Annotated in this window: 19 protein-coding genes and 1 pseudogene; 3 read left to right on the top strand and 17 right to left on the bottom strand. The window is 63.9% G+C overall.

Annotation, left to right across the window (positions count from 1 at the left end; all coding sequences use genetic code 11):
- Positions 1-111 precede the first annotated feature (111 nt).
- Genes AB4Z38_RS12975 through AB4Z38_RS12965 form a run of 3 tightly spaced genes read left to right on the top strand, consistent with a single transcriptional unit; the run spans position 112 to position 3,316 of the window.
- Positions 112-1,323: a site-specific integrase gene (locus AB4Z38_RS12975; protein WP_441430094.1), complete on the top strand. Its 1,212-nt coding sequence runs from the start codon at positions 112-114 to the stop codon at positions 1,321-1,323.
- Positions 1,320-2,279, top strand: a complete 960-nt coding sequence (locus AB4Z38_RS12970; protein ID WP_441430093.1) for a tyrosine-type recombinase/integrase — start codon at positions 1,320-1,322, stop codon at positions 2,277-2,279. Before AB4Z38_RS12975 ends, AB4Z38_RS12970 begins: the two co-directional genes overlap by 4 nt.
- A complete protein-coding gene (locus AB4Z38_RS12965) occupies positions 2,276-3,316 on the top strand; it encodes a tyrosine-type recombinase/integrase (protein WP_441430092.1) in 1,041 nt (346 codons plus the stop codon). Before AB4Z38_RS12970 ends, AB4Z38_RS12965 begins: the two co-directional genes overlap by 4 nt.
- An 11-nt stretch (positions 3,317-3,327) precedes the next feature.
- Here the strand turns inward: AB4Z38_RS12965 and AB4Z38_RS12960 are convergent, their stop codons facing one another.
- The 17 genes and pseudogenes from AB4Z38_RS12960 to AB4Z38_RS12880 all read right to left on the bottom strand — a co-directional run.
- Entirely contained in the window at positions 3,328-4,101 is a 774-nt protein-coding gene (locus AB4Z38_RS12960; RefSeq protein WP_441430091.1) for a hypothetical protein, read from the bottom strand.
- Between the two features lie 948 nt (positions 4,102-5,049).
- On the bottom strand, positions 5,050-5,523 hold the full coding sequence (locus AB4Z38_RS12955; RefSeq protein WP_441430090.1) for a Clp protease N-terminal domain-containing protein: 474 nt from the start codon (positions 5,521-5,523) through the stop codon (positions 5,050-5,052).
- A 7-nt stretch (positions 5,524-5,530) separates the two neighbouring features.
- Entirely contained in the window at positions 5,531-5,734 is a 204-nt protein-coding gene (locus AB4Z38_RS12950) for a hypothetical protein (RefSeq protein ID WP_284754422.1), read from the bottom strand.
- 31 nt (positions 5,735-5,765) lie between these two features.
- On the bottom strand, positions 5,766-6,308 hold the full coding sequence (locus AB4Z38_RS12945; RefSeq protein ID WP_441430089.1) for a GNAT family N-acetyltransferase: 543 nt from the start codon (positions 6,306-6,308) through the stop codon (positions 5,766-5,768).
- Positions 6,305-6,760 carry an SRPBCC family protein gene (locus AB4Z38_RS12940; RefSeq protein ID WP_441430088.1) on the bottom strand — a complete coding sequence of 152 codons (456 nt, stop codon included), beginning with the start codon at positions 6,758-6,760 and terminating at the stop codon, positions 6,305-6,307. The genes AB4Z38_RS12945 and AB4Z38_RS12940 overlap by 4 nt, the downstream gene beginning before the upstream one ends.
- A gap of 116 nt (positions 6,761-6,876) precedes the next feature.
- Positions 6,877-8,370 (bottom strand): CoA-acylating methylmalonate-semialdehyde dehydrogenase, encoded by a 1,494-nt coding sequence (locus AB4Z38_RS12935; RefSeq protein WP_441430087.1) that lies wholly within the window; start codon positions 8,368-8,370, stop codon positions 6,877-6,879.
- On the bottom strand, positions 8,370-9,395 hold the full coding sequence (locus AB4Z38_RS12930) for a Gfo/Idh/MocA family protein (RefSeq protein ID WP_441430086.1): 1,026 nt from the start codon (positions 9,393-9,395) through the stop codon (positions 8,370-8,372). Before AB4Z38_RS12930 ends, AB4Z38_RS12935 begins: the two co-directional genes overlap by 1 nt.
- Positions 9,392-10,279, bottom strand: coding sequence for a sugar phosphate isomerase/epimerase family protein (locus tag AB4Z38_RS12925; RefSeq protein WP_441430085.1), 888 nt, complete (start codon positions 10,277-10,279; stop codon positions 9,392-9,394). Before AB4Z38_RS12925 ends, AB4Z38_RS12930 begins: the two co-directional genes overlap by 4 nt.
- A complete protein-coding gene (locus AB4Z38_RS12920; RefSeq protein WP_441430084.1) occupies positions 10,276-11,055 on the bottom strand; it encodes an SDR family oxidoreductase in 780 nt (259 codons plus the stop codon). The genes AB4Z38_RS12925 and AB4Z38_RS12920 overlap by 4 nt, the downstream gene beginning before the upstream one ends.
- A 2-nt stretch (positions 11,056-11,057) precedes the next feature.
- Entirely contained in the window at positions 11,058-12,101 is a 1,044-nt protein-coding gene (iolG, locus tag AB4Z38_RS12915) for an inositol 2-dehydrogenase (RefSeq protein ID WP_441430083.1), read from the bottom strand.
- Between the two features lie 92 nt (positions 12,102-12,193).
- Positions 12,194-13,126 (bottom strand): hydroxyacid dehydrogenase, encoded by a 933-nt coding sequence (locus AB4Z38_RS12910; RefSeq protein WP_441430082.1) that lies wholly within the window; start codon positions 13,124-13,126, stop codon positions 12,194-12,196.
- Between the two features lie 91 nt (positions 13,127-13,217).
- Positions 13,218-14,201, bottom strand: coding sequence for a LacI family DNA-binding transcriptional regulator (locus tag AB4Z38_RS12905; RefSeq protein ID WP_441430161.1), 984 nt, complete (start codon positions 14,199-14,201; stop codon positions 13,218-13,220).
- 35 nt (positions 14,202-14,236) lie between these two features.
- A complete protein-coding gene (locus AB4Z38_RS12900; RefSeq protein ID WP_441430081.1) occupies positions 14,237-15,448 on the bottom strand; it encodes a Gfo/Idh/MocA family protein in 1,212 nt (403 codons plus the stop codon).
- 29 nt (positions 15,449-15,477) lie between these two features.
- On the bottom strand, positions 15,478-16,281 hold the full coding sequence (locus AB4Z38_RS12895; protein WP_441430080.1) for an HpcH/HpaI aldolase family protein: 804 nt from the start codon (positions 16,279-16,281) through the stop codon (positions 15,478-15,480).
- A complete protein-coding gene (gene iolD, locus AB4Z38_RS12890; RefSeq protein ID WP_441430079.1) occupies positions 16,278-18,227 on the bottom strand; it encodes a 3D-(3,5/4)-trihydroxycyclohexane-1,2-dione acylhydrolase (decyclizing) in 1,950 nt (649 codons plus the stop codon). Before iolD ends, AB4Z38_RS12895 begins: the two co-directional genes overlap by 4 nt.
- 22 nt (positions 18,228-18,249) lie before the next feature.
- Positions 18,250-19,680: an aldehyde dehydrogenase family protein gene (locus AB4Z38_RS12885; RefSeq protein ID WP_441430078.1), complete on the bottom strand. Its 1,431-nt coding sequence runs from the start codon at positions 19,678-19,680 to the stop codon at positions 18,250-18,252.
- A gap of 31 nt (positions 19,681-19,711) precedes the next feature.
- Positions 19,712-19,904, bottom strand: a pseudogene (locus AB4Z38_RS12880) (sugar ABC transporter ATP-binding protein); the annotation flags it as partial.

Raw genomic sequence — 19,904 nt, 5'->3', positions numbered from 1 at the left:
TCCGGGGGCCATGCCAGGCGGGGAACGCGGATTCTTTCCTCGGCTTAGTGATTGCGATCTTCGACGGGTTTACGTTCGTCGTATCCATAGGCCCACTGGAAGGGGAACGCCATGGACACGACGGTCAGGGAGATCGGTGAGCGGGTCGTTGCTGCGTTGGAGATGGCTGGATTTACGCGGTTGACGGTCCTCGAATACGGCAAGTGGATTCGCCGCCTGGACATGCTCGCCCGGAAGCAGGGCGGCGTCTATACGCCTGGTTTGGGTGCTGAATTCGCGTCGCTGACGACGAGCCCGCGCACCGGGAAGTTCAGCGATCAGCGTCGTAAAGCCCACAGCCGATTGGTGGACTTGTTCGACTCCTGCGTGCTCACCGGGAGAGTGGACCTATCGGTGAAGAAGCGCGGGGAGGATCGGGCGACTCCCCGGTCGCAGGAGTTCGCAGCGCTGCTGGCCGCGTGGTCCGATGAGATCAAAGAACGTGGGCTCGCCTCGGAGACCCGCGCCGCCTATCGCCGTACGGCTTGGGCTTACCTGCTGTATCTGGAGGCCAACGGCATCACCTCGCTTCAGGCGGCCGAGGGCGCCGGTGTGCTCGGCTTCCTGGAATCAATGCGGGGACGCTGGTCGGAAAATTCGATGTGGGCGGGGACCACAAACCTTCGCCCGTTCCTGAACTTCGCCCGGCGCCCTGACCTGGTCGAGGCGGTGAACATGGTCGGGCCGAAACGCCATTACGGCATTATTCCCGTGCTCGGCAACCGGGACGAGGAAATGGTTGTCCAGGCCTGCGCCAGCGGGAAGATTCCCGCGCGGGATGCGGCGATCACCTTGCTGGCGCTGGTGACCGGTCTGCGGGCGTGCGACTTGATAGCCCTGCGATTGAAAGACCTCGACTGGAGAAACCTGACGTTCGGGATCGTCCAGCAGAAGACCGGCAATCCGTTGACGTTGCCGGTGCCCCCTATGATCGCAAGCCGATTGGCGGAGTATCTGCTCGAAGAGCGTCCCGATTCCGGGGACGAGCACGTGTTTCTGAGGTCGGTTGCGCCCCATGCCCAGTTCTCTGATCACTGCTCCATCTATGACGTGATCAGACGGGTCTTCAAGGCGGCCGGGGCCGATCGTGCACGGGTCGGGACCCGGTTGCTGCGCCACAACGCAGCGACCAGGCTCCTGCGCGCCGGAACACCGCTTCCCACCATATCGGCGGTCCTTGGCCATTCGAACCCGGATTCCACCAACGTGTATCTGGGCGCGGACACCGAACGGATGCGCGCATGCGTCCTCCCGGTCCCGGTGCCGCAGGGAGCGGGACGATGAAGAAGTCCACGTTCACCGGGGTGTTCGCGTCCGATCTGGAACGCTACCTTGCCTTCAAGACCAGCACCGGTATTCAAGGCACGTCCCGGCTCTGGTACTTGAAGAGCTTTGACCGCTACTGCACCGAACACGGTTCAGTGAATTTTGACCGATCCACCGTTGAAGGGTGGGTCGCCTCCAGAGCGTCGGCCCACCCTGATTCCAATCGGAACTGGATGTCATACATCAGGGACTTCGGCCGCTGGCTCCGCATCAACGGTGACGACAATGCGTACGTTCTCTCGGATCAGTGGAAAGCCCGTTCCGTCCGACCACAGCCGTACCTGCTGACGCAAGAAGAAGTCACCCGGTTCTTCCACGCCGCGGCCGAGGTGGGCACCGCCTCCCCATGGAAATGGCAGGGGCTCGCGTTTTTCGCGCTCATGCATTCCTGCGGACTGCGCACCTGCGAGGCGCGCCGGTTGACGGTCAACGACATCAATCTCACCGACGGATACATCAACGTGCACTGGTCCAAGGGCAACCGCAGCCGACAGCTTCCCCTCACCGATCAGATCCTGGAGATCCTTTCCGCTTGCGATCAAGCGCTGGAACCGGCCCTGGGCGACAAACGCACCACATTCTTCGCCTCCCCCACCGGGAACCCGGTGACGGCATCAATGGTCGGGACCATGTTCCACAGGACCTGGGACCAAGCCGGGCTGCCGCGACCCCTTGAAGGCAAGCAACCGACGCCCTACGCCTTCGGACATCACTTCGCCTACGCCAACATCGAACGCTGGATGGCCGAAGGCACCGACGTCAACGCCATGCTGCCCTACCTGGCCCGATACATGGGCCACGCCTCGCTGAACAGCACCTACTACTACATCCACACGTCCCCGGATTTCATGAACGGCTACGCCGAGCTGACCCGTGAAGGCCAGGGAATACTGCCAAAGGTGGGATTCGAATGAAACGCGACGCCCGCAGCGATACCCCGAATTTCTGGGGGTATGCGCGCAACTACCTGCACGAATACATGCCCAAGGCCAGGGCGTTGTCCCCGAAAACCATCGAAGCCTACCGCATCTCCTTGGAATGCTTCGTGTACTACCTGGTCGGCGAGCAGCACATCGAACGCAAGGACATCGGCTTCGATCACTTCGAACGGAGGTTCATCAAGGAATGGCTGATCTGGATGCAGCAGACCAAGCACTACCAACCAAAGACCGTGAACCTGCGCCTGACCGCCATCAAAGCCTTCCTGCAATACGCATCCCGCGAAGACCTCCGACTGATGGCGCTGCACGAGACGGCCAAGGCACTCAAGGCCCCCGCCCTGCCGAGAAAACCCATCGAATACCTGCAAGAGCACGAAACGACCGCGATCCTCGCGGCGCACGACGGCTCCAGCATGAAATCCCGGCGCAACCGCATGCTCCTAATCCTCCTCTACGAAAGCGCAGCACGCGTCGGAGAGCTCACCGCACTGACCCTCGGCGACCTCCAGCTGCAGCGCCCCGCACACCTGACGCTGACCGGGAAAGGAAGCAGGAGCCGCGTCGTCCCCCTGGGAGATAAGACGGTCGGGCACCTTCAGGTCTATCTCAATGAGTTCCACCCCCGACGGGCGAACCCGCCGGCAACGCGACCGCTTTTCAACAGCCACCACTTGGGAGAGCCCACCAGACTCTCGGAAGACAGCGTCTCGGCGATCCTCAAGAGAGCCGGAGACATCGCCCGGAAATCCTGCCCATCAATCCCCGCCAAGCTGCATTGCCACCTGATCCGCAAGACCAAGGCCATGGACCTCTACAAGCAAGGGATACCGCTGCCGATCATCATGCAACTGCTCGGCCACGAAAGCGCGAGCACCACCTCGGCCTTCTACGCCTTCGCCACCCTGGAAATGATCAAAGAAGCCATGAACGCCGCAACCCCAGGAATCAGCTCCGACAACACAGGATGGCTCAGCGAAGAGAAACTGCAAATCCTCTACACCCTCCGGTGAACCCCCAATCACTAAGCCGAGGAAAGAATCCGCGTTCCCCGCCTGGCATGGCCCCCGGAGCAGTTCCTCGGCTTAGCGTTTTCCTCGGCATAATCCGAATCGATGCCCAGGATCGGGAACGGGAACTTCGCGGTGGCCTCCTTGATGGCGGCGAACACCCATTTCTGGGCCTTGTTCTTCACCGAAACGGTCTCGGTCCAGCCGGTCGCGATGTCGGTGATGTCGAGGGTGAAACAGAATTCCCCCTTCGAATTCCCGCCTTCGTGGCCGACGAGGTCGATCTCCACGAACCCGGGCCGGGCATCGTCCCATTCGGCCCAGGTCCGCATCGGAATCGAGTCCTTCAGCAGGGTTCCCGGCTTGGTATGAGACCGGCCCCGCGGATCCAGTTTTGCCCGGTCGGCCTTGAGCCGGCGGTCGATCGTGGCAGGGGCGATCTTCAGCAGCAGAGCCGCGGTGCCGTCATCGACCCGGAGTTCCTCGAACCGGCGCAGCCGCGGCACCAGATCCGGCAGGGCCGCGGCAAGCAGGCGCCCGCACGGGGTGCCCTGCACCGCCCAGCAGAACCTCAGCGCCTCGATCACCGCTTCCCCGTACAGCGGCGGCCGCGGAGTCCTGGGCCGGACCGGCCGCAGCACCAGGGCCCGCCGCAGGGCCTTGCGCGCGTGATCCCGATGCCAGCCCGTCGTCGCGCACAGCTCATCCAGAATCGTCTTCTTCGCTCCCCGGCCCGATCTCGCGTACCGGGTCGCGATTGCCTTCGTGACGGCCCTGCGTTCACCCATCGAAAGCTCCATGGCTCACCATGCCGAACCGGCAGACACCGGCCCGGCGGACACACCGCTACGCGGGCATTCTCAGATGATTCTTCGAATGCCGCTACGCGGGCATCTTTGATGAGTCAACGCGGATCCTTGGATTTCCATCGTAGAGATGGCAAAGTTTGGGTGAATATGCGTTCCAAGGTGGAGAACTGCCTGCCACAAACCGGGCGTAGTGAGTGGTGCTCCGAGCTGCATTCCCCGGTCCCCTTTGGGCCTGGATGAATCCAAGCAGGTTGGCTGTTCCACCACCCCCCACGACGCCAGGGACAATGACTGCAGATGCGGCGACGCCAGCGACGATAATTCGGACCCACGCTTTGCTCGACACCACCAAAGTGAGAACCACACCGGCCGGCCAAACCTTGATCCATGTCGCTACGGAGAGTAGGGCGGAAGCCAGAGCGACGAGTCGAGGCGAGCACCAGACCCATCACAACAATTGGGGCTGAGACACCGTCCACACGTGAGAAAACCCAGGGACCAAGAATCGCGGTTAATGAGATCCAGAAATTGGCTGACTGCCAGCCGTACCGAGCTGCCCTGGTCCTGAGTAGCGCGATCAACGCGCAAAGGTTAAGCATGCTGCAGAGGACAAACCACCCAAGCATGCAGTGGTAAAGGCCCACATCTCCACATGTTTCTCCGCCAGCGATGCGCGGGAGAATAGGAAAAGTACATGAACCACGGCAAACGCCACTAGGACAGCAGACTTCCGCGAAGGCACCCCGATTAGATCTGGCACATCTTTCTTCACAAGTGACTCTCTTATGTCTGAGAACAAAAACAACGTAAGCGCAGACCGCCCCGTTCACACTCGAACGGCTACGTGATCCTGTGGGATAGTACGAGATTCACCCGGCTGTCGTTCATTCGGGTGAAGGTTTACCGATCCGCCGTGGTTCGGCCGTCTCACTCAGTGCCGGGTCCCGGATTCTGCAGCCGGGCCTTCAGTGCCGCCGTATCCACGCCCAGGTTATGGAGCAGGACGGCGGCCGGATCCGGTTGCTGCCGCTCCAGCAGTGCGAGCAAGAGGTGCCGCGTGGTGATCCTGCGGGCCTTCTCCCGGGTGGTCAGAATCAGGGAGTCCTGAATGACTGAGCGGGCGGCCGAGGTGAAGGTGGTCCGGCTGCTTCCCTTGGGCGCACTCAGGGGGCCGAAGTCCCCCAGCGTGACGTCAACGGCTGCAAGCGCCTGCTGGTCGAGGGTATCGAGCTGGGCGCGGGCCGACTCAAGGTCGGTCTCCAAAGTTTGGCAGCTCTCCGGATCGTGGAGCAATCCCAGGAGCAAATGGTCCGTGCCGATTCTCCGGTCTCCACGGCGCTTGGCTTCCTCGGCGCCGGCATGGACAGCGGTTCTGGCTTCGCCGGCAAATCGTTCAAACATGGCAGGCTCACTTTCCGTATTTGGCGTGGACCGACTGCTTGGAGACGCCCAAGGCATCACCGATTTGCTCCCAGGACCAACCCTGCTCCCGCGCAAGGGCCACGTTGGTGGCCTCGACTTTTTCGGCCAGGCGATGCAGGGCACCGACGGCGCGGAGGCCAATTGCCGGGTCCGTCGCCCGGATGTGGGAAGTCAGCTCATCACCATTCATGCTGTCAGTTTGAACTGACAAAACGAGCCTGTCAATACAGACTGACAGAAATTTCCTGGGTGAGGATTGACCTGACCCGCCGTCGCATGGCGATCCTCGGCCAACGGCCCAGGCCCACCAAACCCTCGCACTCCAGGATGCCCCGGAGTCCGTCGTCCAACATCTCCGGGTCCAGCTCCTCGAAACCGAGCCTGCGATAGTAGGGCGCATTCCACGGAACGTCGCGGAAAGTGGTCAGGGTCAGCCACTCCAAGCCCTCGGCGTGTGCCCGCTTTTCCGCGACGTTCAGCAGCTCGCTCCCGAGACCTTGCCGCGCATGCGATGGGTGGACACTCAACTGCTCCACGTGCGCATTTCCGTCGAGGTGTTCAATCAGGAGGTAGGCCACGGGAACGTCTGACGCGTCGGCAAAGACCAAAGCACCTCCGCGCGCCTGGTACAGCGCCAGCTCCGTGACGGTCAGCGGCTCGTCGTCTGCGATGGCGTCCATTCCGCAAGAGCGGAAGATCTCCCCTGCTGCGAATTCGATCCCGCGAAGCCGTTCCAGTTCGTCCGCGCGGGCCGCTCTGATCATGCGGCTGCCCCGTTGCGGGCAAGGTATTCGTTGCGCTGTTCGATGAGGTTCCGCAGGTATCGCCCCAGGAAAGCTTTCTCGACAAACCGGCCCACGACGCCGAAGGGCGCCGCGAACTCGACGCGATCCATCATGAGCGTGCCGCCGTCGTCGGGAAGGAACTCGTGCACGTGCCGGAAGAAGCGGAAGGGACCACGCACTTGCTCGTCCGTGAACGAATCAGGGAAGCGAAACCGGGTGATGCGGCTGCTCATCCGCAGGGGTACAGCGAAATGCCAGGCCTGCCAGGTGACCTCGTCGCCTTCAGAGAGCAGTCCGGACACGACGCCGGCAACCGCACGTTCCCGGGACTTGGCCATGGAGCCGACGTGCGCGTCGACGTTGCGGGCGAGGTCGAAGAGTTCCCCGGGTTCCATTCCGATATGCGTATGGCATGTGAACGACACAGTCATGCTTCGATCCTGCCACTGTTTCGAAACTCCCGCCGACCCAACTAACTCGCAGTTGGTGTCGTTATACGGGCGCAAAACGACAAGTACTGCGAGCCAGTTGGGAGGGAGAGAGGCGGCTAGTTGGACGGGAAGTTGTACGACGCTCCCGAAGCGTGGGTGGGTTCGGGCCAGCGGGACGTGATGACCTTGCCTCGGGTATAGAAGGACACGCCCTCGGGACCGTAGATGTGCTTGTCTCCGAACAGCGAGGCCTTCCAACCCCCGAAGGAGTAGTAAGCCACGGGAACCGGCAAGGGCACATTGATGCCGATCATGCCGACGTCCACGGAGCGCTGGAACTTCCGGGCGCTGGCTCCCGAGGAGGTGAAGATCGCGGTGCCGTTGCCGTACGGATTGGCGTTGATCAGCCTGATGCCTTCATCCAGATCCTCTACCCGCACCACCACGAGGACGGGTCCGAAGATCTCCTCCTGGTAGGCACTCATTTCGGTCTTGACGTGGTCGATCACGGTGGGGCCGACCCAGAAACCGTCCTCGTGCCCGGGAACCACCAGGTCGCGGCCGTCCACGACCATCGCCGCTCCGGCCTGCTCCGCCTCGGTCACCGTCTTGACGATGAATTCGCGCGACTCGGGGCTGATCACGGGACCCATGTCGGCGTCGGCTTCGGTGCCGTTCTTGACCTTGACGTCGAGGGCGCGTTCTTCGACCTTCTTGACCAGCAGATCGGCGGCATCGCCGACGGCGACCGCTACCGAGATGGCCATGCACCGCTGGCCAGCCGAACCGAACGCCGCTGCGGTCAGGTGGTCGGCAGCGTTGTCCAGGTCGGCGTCGGGCATGATGATCGCGTGGTTCTTCGCCCCGCCCAGGGCCTGGACCCGCTTGCCGTGGGCCGTTGCCACTTCAAGGATGTGCTTCGCAACAGGGGTGGAACCCACGAAGGAAATGGCGTCCACGTCCGGGTGCGTCAAAAGACCGGAAATGACATCGCGGTCACCGTGCAGGACCTGGAACACCCCGTCGGGCAGGCCGGCGTCCTGGAACAGTTTCGCCAGCAGCATCGCGGCCGAGGGCACGCGGTGGGAAGGCTTGAGGATGAAGGCGTTGCCGGTGGCGATCGCCATCGGAGCCATCCACAGCGGCACCATGACGGGGAAGTTGAACGGGGTAATCCCCGCCACGACGCCTACGGGCTCCCGGAACGAAAAAACATCGATACCGGTGGAGACCTGGTCCGAATACTCACCTTTGAGCAGCTGCGGGATGCCACAAGCGAACTCGATGACCTCCAGGCCACGGCCGATCTCGCCCTTGGCGTTGTTGAGGACCTTGCCGTGTTCGGCGGTGATCAGGGCCGCGAGTTCGTCCACATGCGCGGCGACAAGCTCACGGAACTTGAACAGCACTGTAGTGCGCTTGGCCAGCGAAATGTCGCCCCAGGACGCCGCCGCCTCTTTGGCGATGGCAACGGTCGTGTCCAAATCCGAGCGGTTGGCCAGGCGAAGCTCGGCCGTCACGGCACCCGTGGCCGGGTTGTAGACGGGTTTGGTGCCCGTTCCGCTGCCTGCAGCCTCGGCTCCGCTGATGAAATGGTTGATGATGGTCATTACTGCTCCTGTAGTAGGTGGTGCTCCACGGCATGCACGTCGTTGACATCGCGCGGCAAACCGGTGGCGAGTGATTCCTGGAGCGCCAGGCGGACGGCCAGGTTCTGTTCGGTCAATTCCCTCTGGACGAGTTCGGGTCCAGAGTTGCGCACCCACGCGCTGAACCGTTCGATTTCGGTCTTGAACGGGTCTTCCCCGATGTCGACAGACTCAGTCCGGCCGTCGCGGAATGACACGGTAACGCGGGCAATTTCACCCGGATCCGGGTCGAAGGCCTTGTCCAGGGTGATCTGGCCTTTCGTACCGATGATCTGGAACGTGTTGGTGCGCGGGCCCTCGAAACCGCAGTCCAGCGTTCCCAGGACGTCCCCATAGTCCAGGATCGCGGCCATGGTCGTTTCCACCGGGTCCGTGCGGCTCGTGCCCTTGCCGTAGACGGTTTGCGGCGCGCGGCCCATGACCATGTTCATGATGTCGACGGCGTAGCATCCGACGTCGTTGAGCGCACCTCCGTCCATTCCCGGCTGGAGACGGACCTCGCCTTCGCTCCGGTCCATGACGAAGTGGAAGCGGGCGTGCATGGACACCAACTCGCCGATCTTGCCAGAGTCGATGAACTCACGGACCTTCTGGTGCTGGGGGTGGAAGCGGTACATGAACGCTTCCATAAGGTTCACGCCGTTGCGTTCGCAGGCTTCCAGCACCCGGCGATAGTCGTGGGTGTTGGCGACAAGTGGCTTCTCGCACAGGATGTCCTTTCCAGCCTCTGCGGCTGCCACAATCCAGTCGGCGTGCAGCGAGTTGGGGAAGGGCAGGTAGACGGCTTCGATGCTTGGATCGGCCAGCAATTCCTCGTGGGAAGAATAGGCGGCCGGGATGCCGAAGCGCTCTGCAACTTCGGCTGCCTTTCCGTTCGGGCTGCTGATTGCCGATGCAACTGCGTTCCGGGCCCGGCTCATGGCTGGCAGGAACCTGCCCTGGGCGATCCGTGCCGTGGTCAGCACTCCCCAGCGGACCGCGCTCATCGCTTGATTTCCGTTTCGAGTTGACGCAGGAAGGCCACGGACTGCCGGACATCCCGGACCGGGCCGTCGTCGGTAGGTTCGGCGTCGAGGATGGTGTCCTGCTCCATGGTGAACCAGCCCTCGTAACCGGCGTCCAGCAGATCCCGGACGATTCCGGCGATGCCGACGTCGCCTTGCCCCAACGGCACGTACATCCCTGCCTTGACGCCGTCCGTATAGGAAATCTCCCCGGCCTGGACCCGTTGCGCGACGGCGGTTCGCACGTCCTTCAGGTGGGTGTGGCCGATGCGGGCAGCGTAACCGCGAACGAGCAAGGCAGGATCGGTGCCGCCGATGAGCAGGTGGCCAGTGTCGAGGCACAGGTTTGCCGCAGTGTCGTTCAGGACCCGGTCAACATCCGATGTGCTTTCGATCATGGTTCCCACGTGCGGATGGACCACTGCCTGGATACCTTTGTCCGCGGCTGCCTTGACGACGGCGTCGAGGTTCCTGCCGAACAGCTCCCAGCCTTCGGCGTCGAGCTCGTGGCGCTGGTCGTAACCTGCGACGCCGGTCTCCGCGGCGAGGACCATGACGCTGGCCCCGGCAGCTTCATACGCGTCCAGCTCCGCCGACACAACATCCAAGGGGTTCTTGGACGGATCGTGCAGGATGACGGGGAAGAATCCGCCGATGGCCTGGAGGTTGTGCCGCTTCAGCACCTCCGCGCGTTGGGCGGCCTGCTCGGGCAGGAATCCGGCGGGGCCGAACTCGGTGGCGCTGATCCCCAGGGCCGTCATTTCGGACAAGACCCGGTCGGCCTCGAGCTGGTGGCCCCATCCGGGGACTTCACAGACGCCCCAGGAGATGGGTGCTGCGGCAAGGCGGTTGGTGATGGTGCTCAATCTGATCCTCCGTATACGTTCTGGTCCCAGTCGATGACCGAGCCTGTGACAACACCGCTCCGGTCGGAGAGGAGAAAGACAATGAATTCAGCGATCTCGTCCACTTGTCCGAGCTTTCCCATGGGGACGGACGCGTTGGCCTTGTCGAGCCAGTCGTCCCCCGCGCCGTGGAATTTCTTCTGGGTTTCGGCTTCGCCGTCCGTGGCGGTCCAGCCGATGTCGAGCCCGTTGATCCGGATCTTGTCCCAGCGGTGCGCATGTGCGGCATTGCGGGTTGCTCCGGCCAGGCCGGCCTTGGCTGCCACATACGGCGCCAAGTACGGCTGCCCGCCGAGTTCGGCGATGGAGATGACGTTCACAATGCTTCCTGGCACACCCTTGCTACAAAGATGCTTGATGGTTTCGGCCATGATGAAGAACGGCGATTTCAGGTTCACCGCGACGTGCGCGTCGAAGAGCTCGGGCGTGGTGTCCAGCATGGTGCCGCGGGTCGTCAGCCCGGCCGCATTTACCGCACAGTCGAGACGCCCGAAGACGTTGATCGTCTCAAGCACCGAGTTGCGGGCCTGTTCGACGTCGGCAAGATCGGTCTTGATAAACCGGGTTTCGACGCCGGAGGCTGTGATCTCAGCTGCGAGCCGAACACCTGAGTCCGCGTTCCTCCCGGTGACCGCGATGCCGGCCGCACCTTCGGCAGCTGCGCGTCGTGCGACGCCGGCCCCCAAACCTTGGGTGCCTCCACTGATGAGGATGACTTTGTCCTGGAGAAGTGGCATGGCTACAGCTGCCCGATCTTGACTGGGTTTTCGATCCTGACGGCGCGGCCTGAACGGGCGGATTCTTCGGCCGCGTTCGCCAGGGCGAGTGCTTGCAGGCCGTCGTCGAATCCCGGGCTGCAGGCAGTGCCTGAGCGGATGGCCTTCGCGAAGCTGTCCAGCTCGTTCCGGTAGGCCTCGGCGTAACGCTCCAGGAAGAACGGCAGGTAGGCGTCCGCCTCTTCGGTGCCCGCGGCGCCGTACTTGCGGACCGTCGTCGGGGTGACGTTGCCTGCGCTGAGCATCCCCTCGCTGCCGAACGCCTCCAATCGCTGATCGTAACCGTATGCGCTGTGACGGGAGTTGGTGATGGTGACCAGCTCGCCGTCGCGGCCCCGAAGGGTGATGACCACCGAGTCGAAGTCCCCGGCTTCCTCGATGTAGTCGCAGAACATGTTGGCGCCGGTGGCAGACACCTCGATGATGTCCGGCACGAAGAATCTAGCCATGTCCAGGTCGTGGATGCTCATGTCCCGGAAGATCCCGCCGGAAGTGGCGATGTAGGCGGCCGGCGCAGGCGCAGGATCGCGGCTGATGATGGTCAGCTGTTCGAGGCGCCCGATTTCGCCGGCTGCGACACGCGACTGGATGACCGCGAAGTGGGGATCGAAGCGCCGGTTGAACCCGAGCATGAGGGGCGTGTTGATGCCTGCGTTGATACCTTCGATGGTGTTGCGGCAAGCGAGCGCACGTTCGATGTCGAGGTCGATTGGCTTCTCGCAGAGGGCAGCCACGCCTTGCGCCAGGGCGCGCGAGATGAGGTCCACGTGAGTGCTGGTCGGCGAGCCGATCACGACGGCGTCAAGGTCACCGTTCGCGAAAACCTCGTCGGCTGACTCGACGGCGACAGCGCCGGTCCCGGCCGCCAACGTGCGGGCTCCTTCAATGAAGGGGTCGGCGATCCACGCCAATTCCAGGTCCGGGTGGGCAGCGATATTCCGGGCATGGACCTGCCCGATGCGGCCGGAACCAAACAACGCAACTTTGAGGGGTCGATCAGTGGACATGTGGAGGGGTCCTTTCTAAAGGGCTGCCCGGAGAAGGCTGGCCTTGGCTTGGTTTTGGCGGTTTGACGGGGTCGTGCCCAACTTCGGGCCGGTCATGGCGCAGCCACCGCGGCGGGCGTCCGGCCAGCGAGGACGTCAACCGCGCCTTGGGCGGCGTCCCTGACGGTGTTGGCCATGCCTTGACGGGTGAATCCCATCAGGTGAGGAGTCAGGACAACGTTTTCATGGTCGAACAGCGGGTGGTGCGCAGGCGGCTCGGGCTCGTACACATCCAGGCCGAGCCCGGAAAGCTGTCCCGACCGCAGTGCCTCGTAGGCGGCGTCGAGGTCGATGAGGCCGCCCCGGCTGCAGTTGATGAGGACCGCTCCGGGCTTCATCACCTTGAGGCGGTCCGCGTTGATGAGGTTATGGTTTTCCGGTGTCAGGGGCGCGTGGAGGGTGATGAAGTCGCTGCGTGAAAGGAGCTCCTCCACGGTGTCACAGCGGATCTCCGCGGGGATATCGGCGAAAGGATCGTAGGCCAGGACCTTCAGCTCGAAGGCCTCGGCGATACGCGCCACCCGGCGGCCAATGCGGCCGTAGCCGATGATGCCGAGCGTGAATCCCTCGAGGTCTCCGACGCCGACGGCGGCACGCTGCTCCCAGCGTCCCTCGCGGACCAGCGCGGTCAGTGGAGAGAGCTTCTTGACGAGCGCCAACAGGTGGGCAAACACGCCTTCGGCCACCGAGGCGGTGTTGGTTCCGGGCGTGATGACCACCGGGATTCCGCGTCGATTGGCCTCGGCGACGTCCACGAGTTCGGTTCCCACGCCGGTCCGGGCGATGACTTTGAGCGCCGGCATGCGGTCCAACAGTTCCCGGTCCACGCGGTAGGCGGCCCTGACAATTGCCGCGTCGGCGTTCGCCAGATCCGCGGCGGTGGGGTCCTGGATGAGTCGCTGGTGCTCGGACAGGAGCGGTTCCACCAGGTCGGGCTCAACGCTGCCGAGAGCGACGAAGATTTGGGGTGTGGTTATGGAAGCCATCGTCATCCTTGAAGATGTGGAGGTATGGGGCTGCGCCGAAAATGGCGCTGTTATCGGTGTTGCTAGAAGCGTTTCTCGAGGCCTGTGTGTTCTAAAGGCCCAGGAGGCTGGATTTCCGCACGACCAAGTGGGGCGTGACGGAATGGTGGACGAATCCGCTGCCCTCACCATGGATGCGTTCCAGGAGGGTTTTGGCCCCTGTGACGCCAATGGTGGAGCTGTCCGGGTCAACAGTGGTCAGTCCCAGGCGCGGCATGGCACCCAGCGCGATGTTGTCATAACCGGTGACGGCTATTTCGACGCCACGTTCATCGGCAGCTGTCATGGCACCAAAAGCAGCCAGGTCGTTGATGCAGGCCAGCGCGGTGGGGCGCTGGTGCTTGGAGCGGGAGCCGAGTGCCCTTTGGGCTGCAACATAGCCGGATTCCTGGAAGAAGTCGGCATCGACCACGCGGATGTAGCGGGCCAGCCCGTGCTCTTCCATTGCTGCCGAATACCCGTCCACGCGTTCCCGGCCAACCGAGCCACCAAGGCCGCCGAGGTGCACGATGTTTTCGTGTCCCTGGGCGATCAGGTGCTCAACAACCATGGACATGCCAAGGGCATCGTCGCTTCGGACGATATCGGCAGTATCGATGTAGTCCGGTCCCCCACCGGCAAAGACCACAGCCCCGCCGGAAACGGCACGGTTGAACGGTGCTTTGTCAGGCACCGTTCCGACGACGAGCAGGCCAGCGACCCGCAAGTCCCGGAAGGCCTGGAGGATGGACTGGTCCACTCCCCTGCCCGCCGCCGTGACCGCACTGAAGAGGACAGTGTGCCCGGCCTCTTCGAGTACGGTCCGTGCGGCGTCGGCGACGTCAAAGGCCCACGGGTTGTGCATATCGCTGACCAGCACACCGATGGTCCCGCTGTCCCGTGTTGCCAGGGACCGGGCTGCGAGGTTCAACTCGAAGCCCATCTCCTCAACAGCCTTGAGCACCCGCTGGCGGCGTTCGTCACTGACGCGCGGTGAGTCGCGCAGCACGAGTGAGACCAACGACTTGGAAACGCCGGCGCGTTCGGCCACGTCCATGATCGTTGGCCGCCGGGCGGATGGAGGTGCCATCGTTAGGCCCGCGCTGCCGTGGTGCCGTGGATTTCCTCGATCTTCTGCCATTGACCGGACAGCGACGAAGCTTCAGCGGCGCTGACAATTGCGGCAGCTGAGGCGGCATCGTGGATGTTGGAGTTTTCCTGTGCTCCTCCAGTGACGGCGACAAGGAATTTCTTGGCTTCGATGACCTTGAGGTCGTCAAAGCCCATGCTGTTGCCGGGACCTGGCTGGAAGTGTGCGTAGTCGCCGTGGCGGGGGCTGGCGTTGACCGTGGTGTAGCCCTGCTCGTCGTTGTTCCGGCCCAAGCAGACCTTGAGTTCGTTCATGCGCTCGAAGTCCCATTTGAGCGAGCCCTCGGTCCCGTAGACCTCGATCTGGTAACCGCATTCGGGTCCAACGGCAACGCGCGAGGATTCGATGGTGCCGACGGCGCCTGCCCCACGGGCGGACGGGCCGAAGCGGACCAGCGCTGCAGCGTAGTCCTCATTCTCGACCTCTCCCATTTCACCGTTTTCGATCACCGCGAAGTGCGTCCCCGACCCCATCGCCAGCTTGGGTCGCTGCGTGTAGACCGTGCTTGTGAGCGCGGTTACCTCGGCGATGGGCCCAACTACATATTGGCACAGGTCCGTTGCGTGGCTGAACAGATCCGCCAGCACGCCGGTCCCGGCTAGTTTCCGGTCGAAGCGCCAAGACAGGGCGCCGTTGGGCTCCGACGCGTACCCGGAGAAAAACACCGCGCGGACGTTGGTGATACGGCCGAGGCGCCCGTCCGCAATGAGCTTCCTGGCGTGCTCTACTGCGGGGGCATGCCGGTAGTTGTAGCCGATGGAGGTCACGACGCCGGCCTCCACAGCGGCTTCCTGCACGGCTGCGGTTTCTTCGTAGCCACGCCCAACGGGCTTTTCGATCCAGAAGTGCTTGCCGGCTTTGGCCGCTGCGATACCGATTTCGGCATGCAGGAAGTTGGGGGCGCAGATCGAAACGACATCCACGTCCGGATGGTTCAGGACATCGTGGTAGTCGGTGGTTCCTTCCGCGAAGCCGAGGACATCGCGGGCGTAGTCCACGCGGTCCGGTGCCGTGTCCGCCGCGATGACCAGCTTGGTGGTCAAGCCAAGCTCCGGGTAGGCGTACGGGACCGTCTGGTAGGCGCGCGAGTGGAGCTTTCCCATCCACCCGACGCTGATAAGGCCTACACCGACTGTGGGGGATTCTTGGCTCACGTTAATGCCTTTCTCGTTGAAAATTCTTGTCAGTTGCGGGCGGTGTCAAAAGCGTCGCGGAACGCCGCCGCCATGATGGTGGAGTCTGAGCCGATGGCCACGAACCGGAAGCCTTGACGGACGTACTTGGCTGCCGCGATGCCGTCCACCGCGAGGATGCCGGCCGCTTTGTTGTGCAGTTGCGCGGCATCAATCACCCGTTGCAATGCCTCTTGGAAGGCATTGCTGTCCAGCTGCATCGGCACACCCAAAGCGAAGGACATGTCCATCGGTCCGACGAAGAGGACATCCACGCCGTCCTGCGCCGCGATCTCCTCAACGTGCTCCAGCGCGTCGAGGGTCTCAATCTGGATGATTCCCACGGCCGACTGCTGGTCTGCGCTCAACGGAACCCGGTCCATGCCCCAGCGGCACGCGCGGTTGTACGTTGCCACGCCGCGGTCGCCGTAGGGCGGATAGAGCATGTGCTTCACGGTCTGGCCGGCTTCCTCAACGGTGTTCAAGCGGGGCACCATGATGCCGGCCGCGCCTTGGTCCAGGACGCGACCGATGCGGATCCGTTCCCCGCTCTCCACGCGGACAATGGTGGGGACGCCGTAGCTTCCGGCCGCAAGGACACCGTCGCGCACGGCATCCTCACCGCCGGAACCGTGCTCAAGATCCACCAGCACCCAGTCCGCGCCGGCGGCGGCACACACTTCCACCGCGGTGGCCGAAGCCATGCCAACGAAGGTCCCCAGGGTCACCTCTCCGGCGGCCAAGCGGCGCCGCAGCTGACCGCCGTCGAGCGGTCCGCCGTCGCGGTTGCCGCCGCTCGCTGATGACGGGCTCATCCGAACCACCGCTGGCGGCTCTTTGCCTGCTCGTAATCGGCGCGGAGGGTGCGGACCCATTCCTGTCCGGACACTTCTGCCGGGGCTACGTCCCACCAGACGTCTCCGCCGGGCAGATCCACGTGCGGGACCGTGGGTACCACGATCACAACGGGTCCTTGGGTGTCGCGGGTGGAGGCCAGCGCTTCCCGGACCTCTGCCGCAGTGGTTGCCCGGATGGCGAGGGCGCCCAGGCCTTCGGCGATCTGCCGCAGGTCCACCTTGAGGTAATCGCCATCGAGCCGTGCCTTGGGGGCGTCGTCGACGGCGACGCTGCCACCGGTAGTGCGGTAGCGGAACTCGTTGCCGAATTCCTTGCCGCTGCGGTTCATCTGCAAGCGGTGGATGACTTGGTAGCCATGGTTCTCGGAGACGACAACCGTGACGTTGAGGCCCTCCTGGGCCGCGGTGAGGATTTCCGTGGGTGCCATGAGGAACGTGCCGTCACCGATGAAGGTAACCACGCGGTTGTCGTTGTTGCCCTCGGCCAAGCGGACGCCCATGCCGGCCGCTATTTCGTAGCCCATGCAGGAGAAGCCGAATTCCAAGTGGCAATTGCGGTTGCCCGTGGCGTCCCAGACTTTTTGCAGGTCACCGGGAGGTCCTCCTGCCGCGGCGATGATGGTGTCGCCGGAGCGGGCGTGCTCTTGCATCAGTCCGATCAGCTGCGGCTGGGTCAGGACGGCTCCGGTGACCGGCGCGTCCGGGTGGTCTTCCGGGCGGTAGGCAGTGTCGGCGTCGAGCCACTGGGACCGGATCGGGGCCCACTTTGCCTTCTCGGAATGGACCGTCTCCTGCCAGTTTTCGCTGGTGCTGTGGCCCTCCAAGGCCCGGGCAAGTGCTTCCAGGCCGAGGCGTGCGTCCGCCAGGATGCCGGTGGCACCTTGCTTGCGGGTATCGGCGTCCACGATGTTCAAAGACGCGAATCGGACATCCGGGTTTTCGAAGATCGACTGCGAGCCGGTGGCGAAGTCGGTGAGGCGGGTGCCGATGCTCAGGACCAGGTCCGCTTGCTTGACCAGGGTGTTGGAGGCGAAGTTGCCCTCCAACCCGACGCCGCCCACTTGCCACCATTCGTCTTTGGTCACGGCGCCCTTGCCGCCGAAGGTCTCGACGACCGGAATTCCCGTTTGTCCTGCCAGCGCCTCGAGGGCCGCGTGGGCGTCGGAGTAGTGGATGCCGCCGCCGGCGATAATCATGGGACGCTCGGCCGAACGGATGAGCCGGGCGACGTCGTCGACCTCTTCCAGGTCCGGCAGCGGCCGGCGGATCTTCCAGTCGCGCGGCTCGAAGAATTCGGCCGGGAAGTCGTAGGCGTGGGACTGTACGTCCTGGGGCAGCGAAAGGACCACGGCACCGGTGTCCGTGGGGCTCGTGAGAACGCGCATGGCCTGCGGAAGCGCGGTCAGGAGCTGCTCCGGGCGGTTGATCCGGTCGAAGAATCGCGATACAGGGCGGAACGCGTCGTTGACCGTGGCATCAGCCTCGGTGGGGTGTTCCAGCTGCTGCAGCACCGGGCCCTGGTGACGCGTGGCGTAGGTGTCACCCGGCAGCAGCAGGAGCGGAATCCTGTTCACTGTTGCCAGGCCGGCGGCGGTGACCAGGTTGAGCGCGCCCGGGCCGATGGAGGCCGTAACGGCGAGGACTGCCTGCCGACGGCTCGCCTTGGCATACGCGGTGGAGATATGGGCCAGGTACTGCTCATGCCGGCCTTGGATGAACGGCATGTCTTCGGCCAGTTCGTCCAATGCCTGTCCCAGGCCAGCCACGTTGCCGTGGCCGAAGATGCCGAGGGCTGCGGGGACGAGGCGGCGGCGGACGCCGTCGGCCAGCGAATACTGTGCGGACAGGTACTTGATGACCGCTTGGGCCGTGGTGAGCCTGATGGTCTGCGATGGTGTGGTCATTGCCTTATTCCCGTTGTCGTGGTTACCAGGGGCGCCCGTGCAGGACGACCGTCTTCTCTTCGGTCATTTCCTGGACAGCAGAGCGGACGCCTTCCTTGCCGATCCCGCTGCCTTTCAAGCCGCCGTAGGGCATGAGGTCGGCCCGCCACAGCGGCGACCAGTTGATGTGGATGTTGCCGGCGTCGATCTGCCGCATGGCCTGGACCGCTCCGGCGACGTCGCCCGTGAAAATGCCGGCACCCAGGCCGTATTCGTTGTCGTTCGCCATGGCGATGGCGCTTTCCATGTCCTGCGCGGACGAGACGGCGACGGCGGGTCCGAACAGTTCGTTCCGGCTCAGCGCAGACCGGGGGTCGACGCCGGCGACGACGGCGGGACTCACCACGGCGCCGTCACGGTCACCGCCGGTGAGGACCCGGGCGCCCGAATGGCGGGCCTCTTGGATCGATGCGTGGACGCGTGAGGCTTCCTCTTCGGAGATCAGCGAACCGAGCCGGGTGTCCTCTTCTTTCGGGTTGCCCACGGCGATCGCTTCGACCTTCGGGACCAGCGCGTCCAGGAAGTCTTTCTCGACGCGACGGTCAACGATGACCCGCTGCACCGAAATGCACACCTGGCCGGCGTTGACGTAGCCTCCGGCAGCCACTGCGGTCGCGGCGAGTTCGAGGTCCGCGTCCGGCAGGATGATCACCGGGCATGAGGCCCCCAACTCGAGGGATAGCTTCTTCACTCCCGCGATCGAACTGATGTGCGTCCCGGTGCTGGTGGAGCCGGTGAAGGACACCTTGCGGACCCGCGGGTCAGTCACCAGCACGTCGCCAAGGGAGCTGCCGGGTCCGGTGATCACGGACAGCGCCTCAGGCGGCAGGCCGGCGTCGACGAAGCACTGCGCCAGCTTCAGCGCCGTCAGCGGCGTTGCGCGGGCGGGTTTAAGGACGACGGCGTTACCGGCTGCCAGCGCGGGTGCTATCTTGTGCAACACCAGCAGGGCCGGGTAGTTGAACGGAGTGATGGCGACGACGATGCCCACCGGCTGCCGCAAGGTGAAGCCGATCTTGTCCAAGCCTGTCCCGGCATTTGCGTCGAGCGGAAGGGTGGAGCCGTACAGCTGGCTCCCTTCGTAGGCGGCGAGGCGGATGATGTTGCCGGAGCGGCTGGCCTCGCCCCGGGCTTCCGTGATGGGCTTGCCGGATTCGGCGCTAATAGTCTGGGCAATATCCTCGGCACGTTCATCCGCCAGGGCGGCTGCGCGCAGGAGGATATCGACGCGCACGTGGGCCGGCGTTGTCCTTTGCAGGTGGGCGCCGACTTCGGCCCGGTCAAGTGCGGCCTGGGCGTCCTGGACCGTCGCCACAGGAACCGTGTCGATGGTCCGGCCGTCGAATGGCGAGCGGACTTCCTCGGTCCTGCCGTCGGCGGCACCGCGCCAGTTTCCGGCTATTAGCATTTCCATGGTTGCTCCATCAGGTTGTGAACTTTTGCGCTCAGTGGCGCTTGGCGTTGCTTTCGTATGCGGCGTCGGTGACTTCGGCGACTTCGGCTTGGACTTCCTTGAGGGCTTCGGTGTGTCCGCCGAGTTGTTCGAGTTCGTGGGCGAGTTCGGCCAGTTCCGCGCCGCCGGCCATCTGGGCGGTGAGTTCGTCCAGGGTGATGTCCTTCTTGTCGTAGTAGCCGATG

The organism is Arthrobacter sp. 2RAF6, assembly GCF_052115205.1.
Classification (GTDB): Bacteria; Actinomycetota; Actinomycetes; order Actinomycetales; family Micrococcaceae; genus Arthrobacter.
Note: the sequence above shows the minus strand (reverse complement) of the source record. Positions and strands in the feature narration are given on the sequence as shown.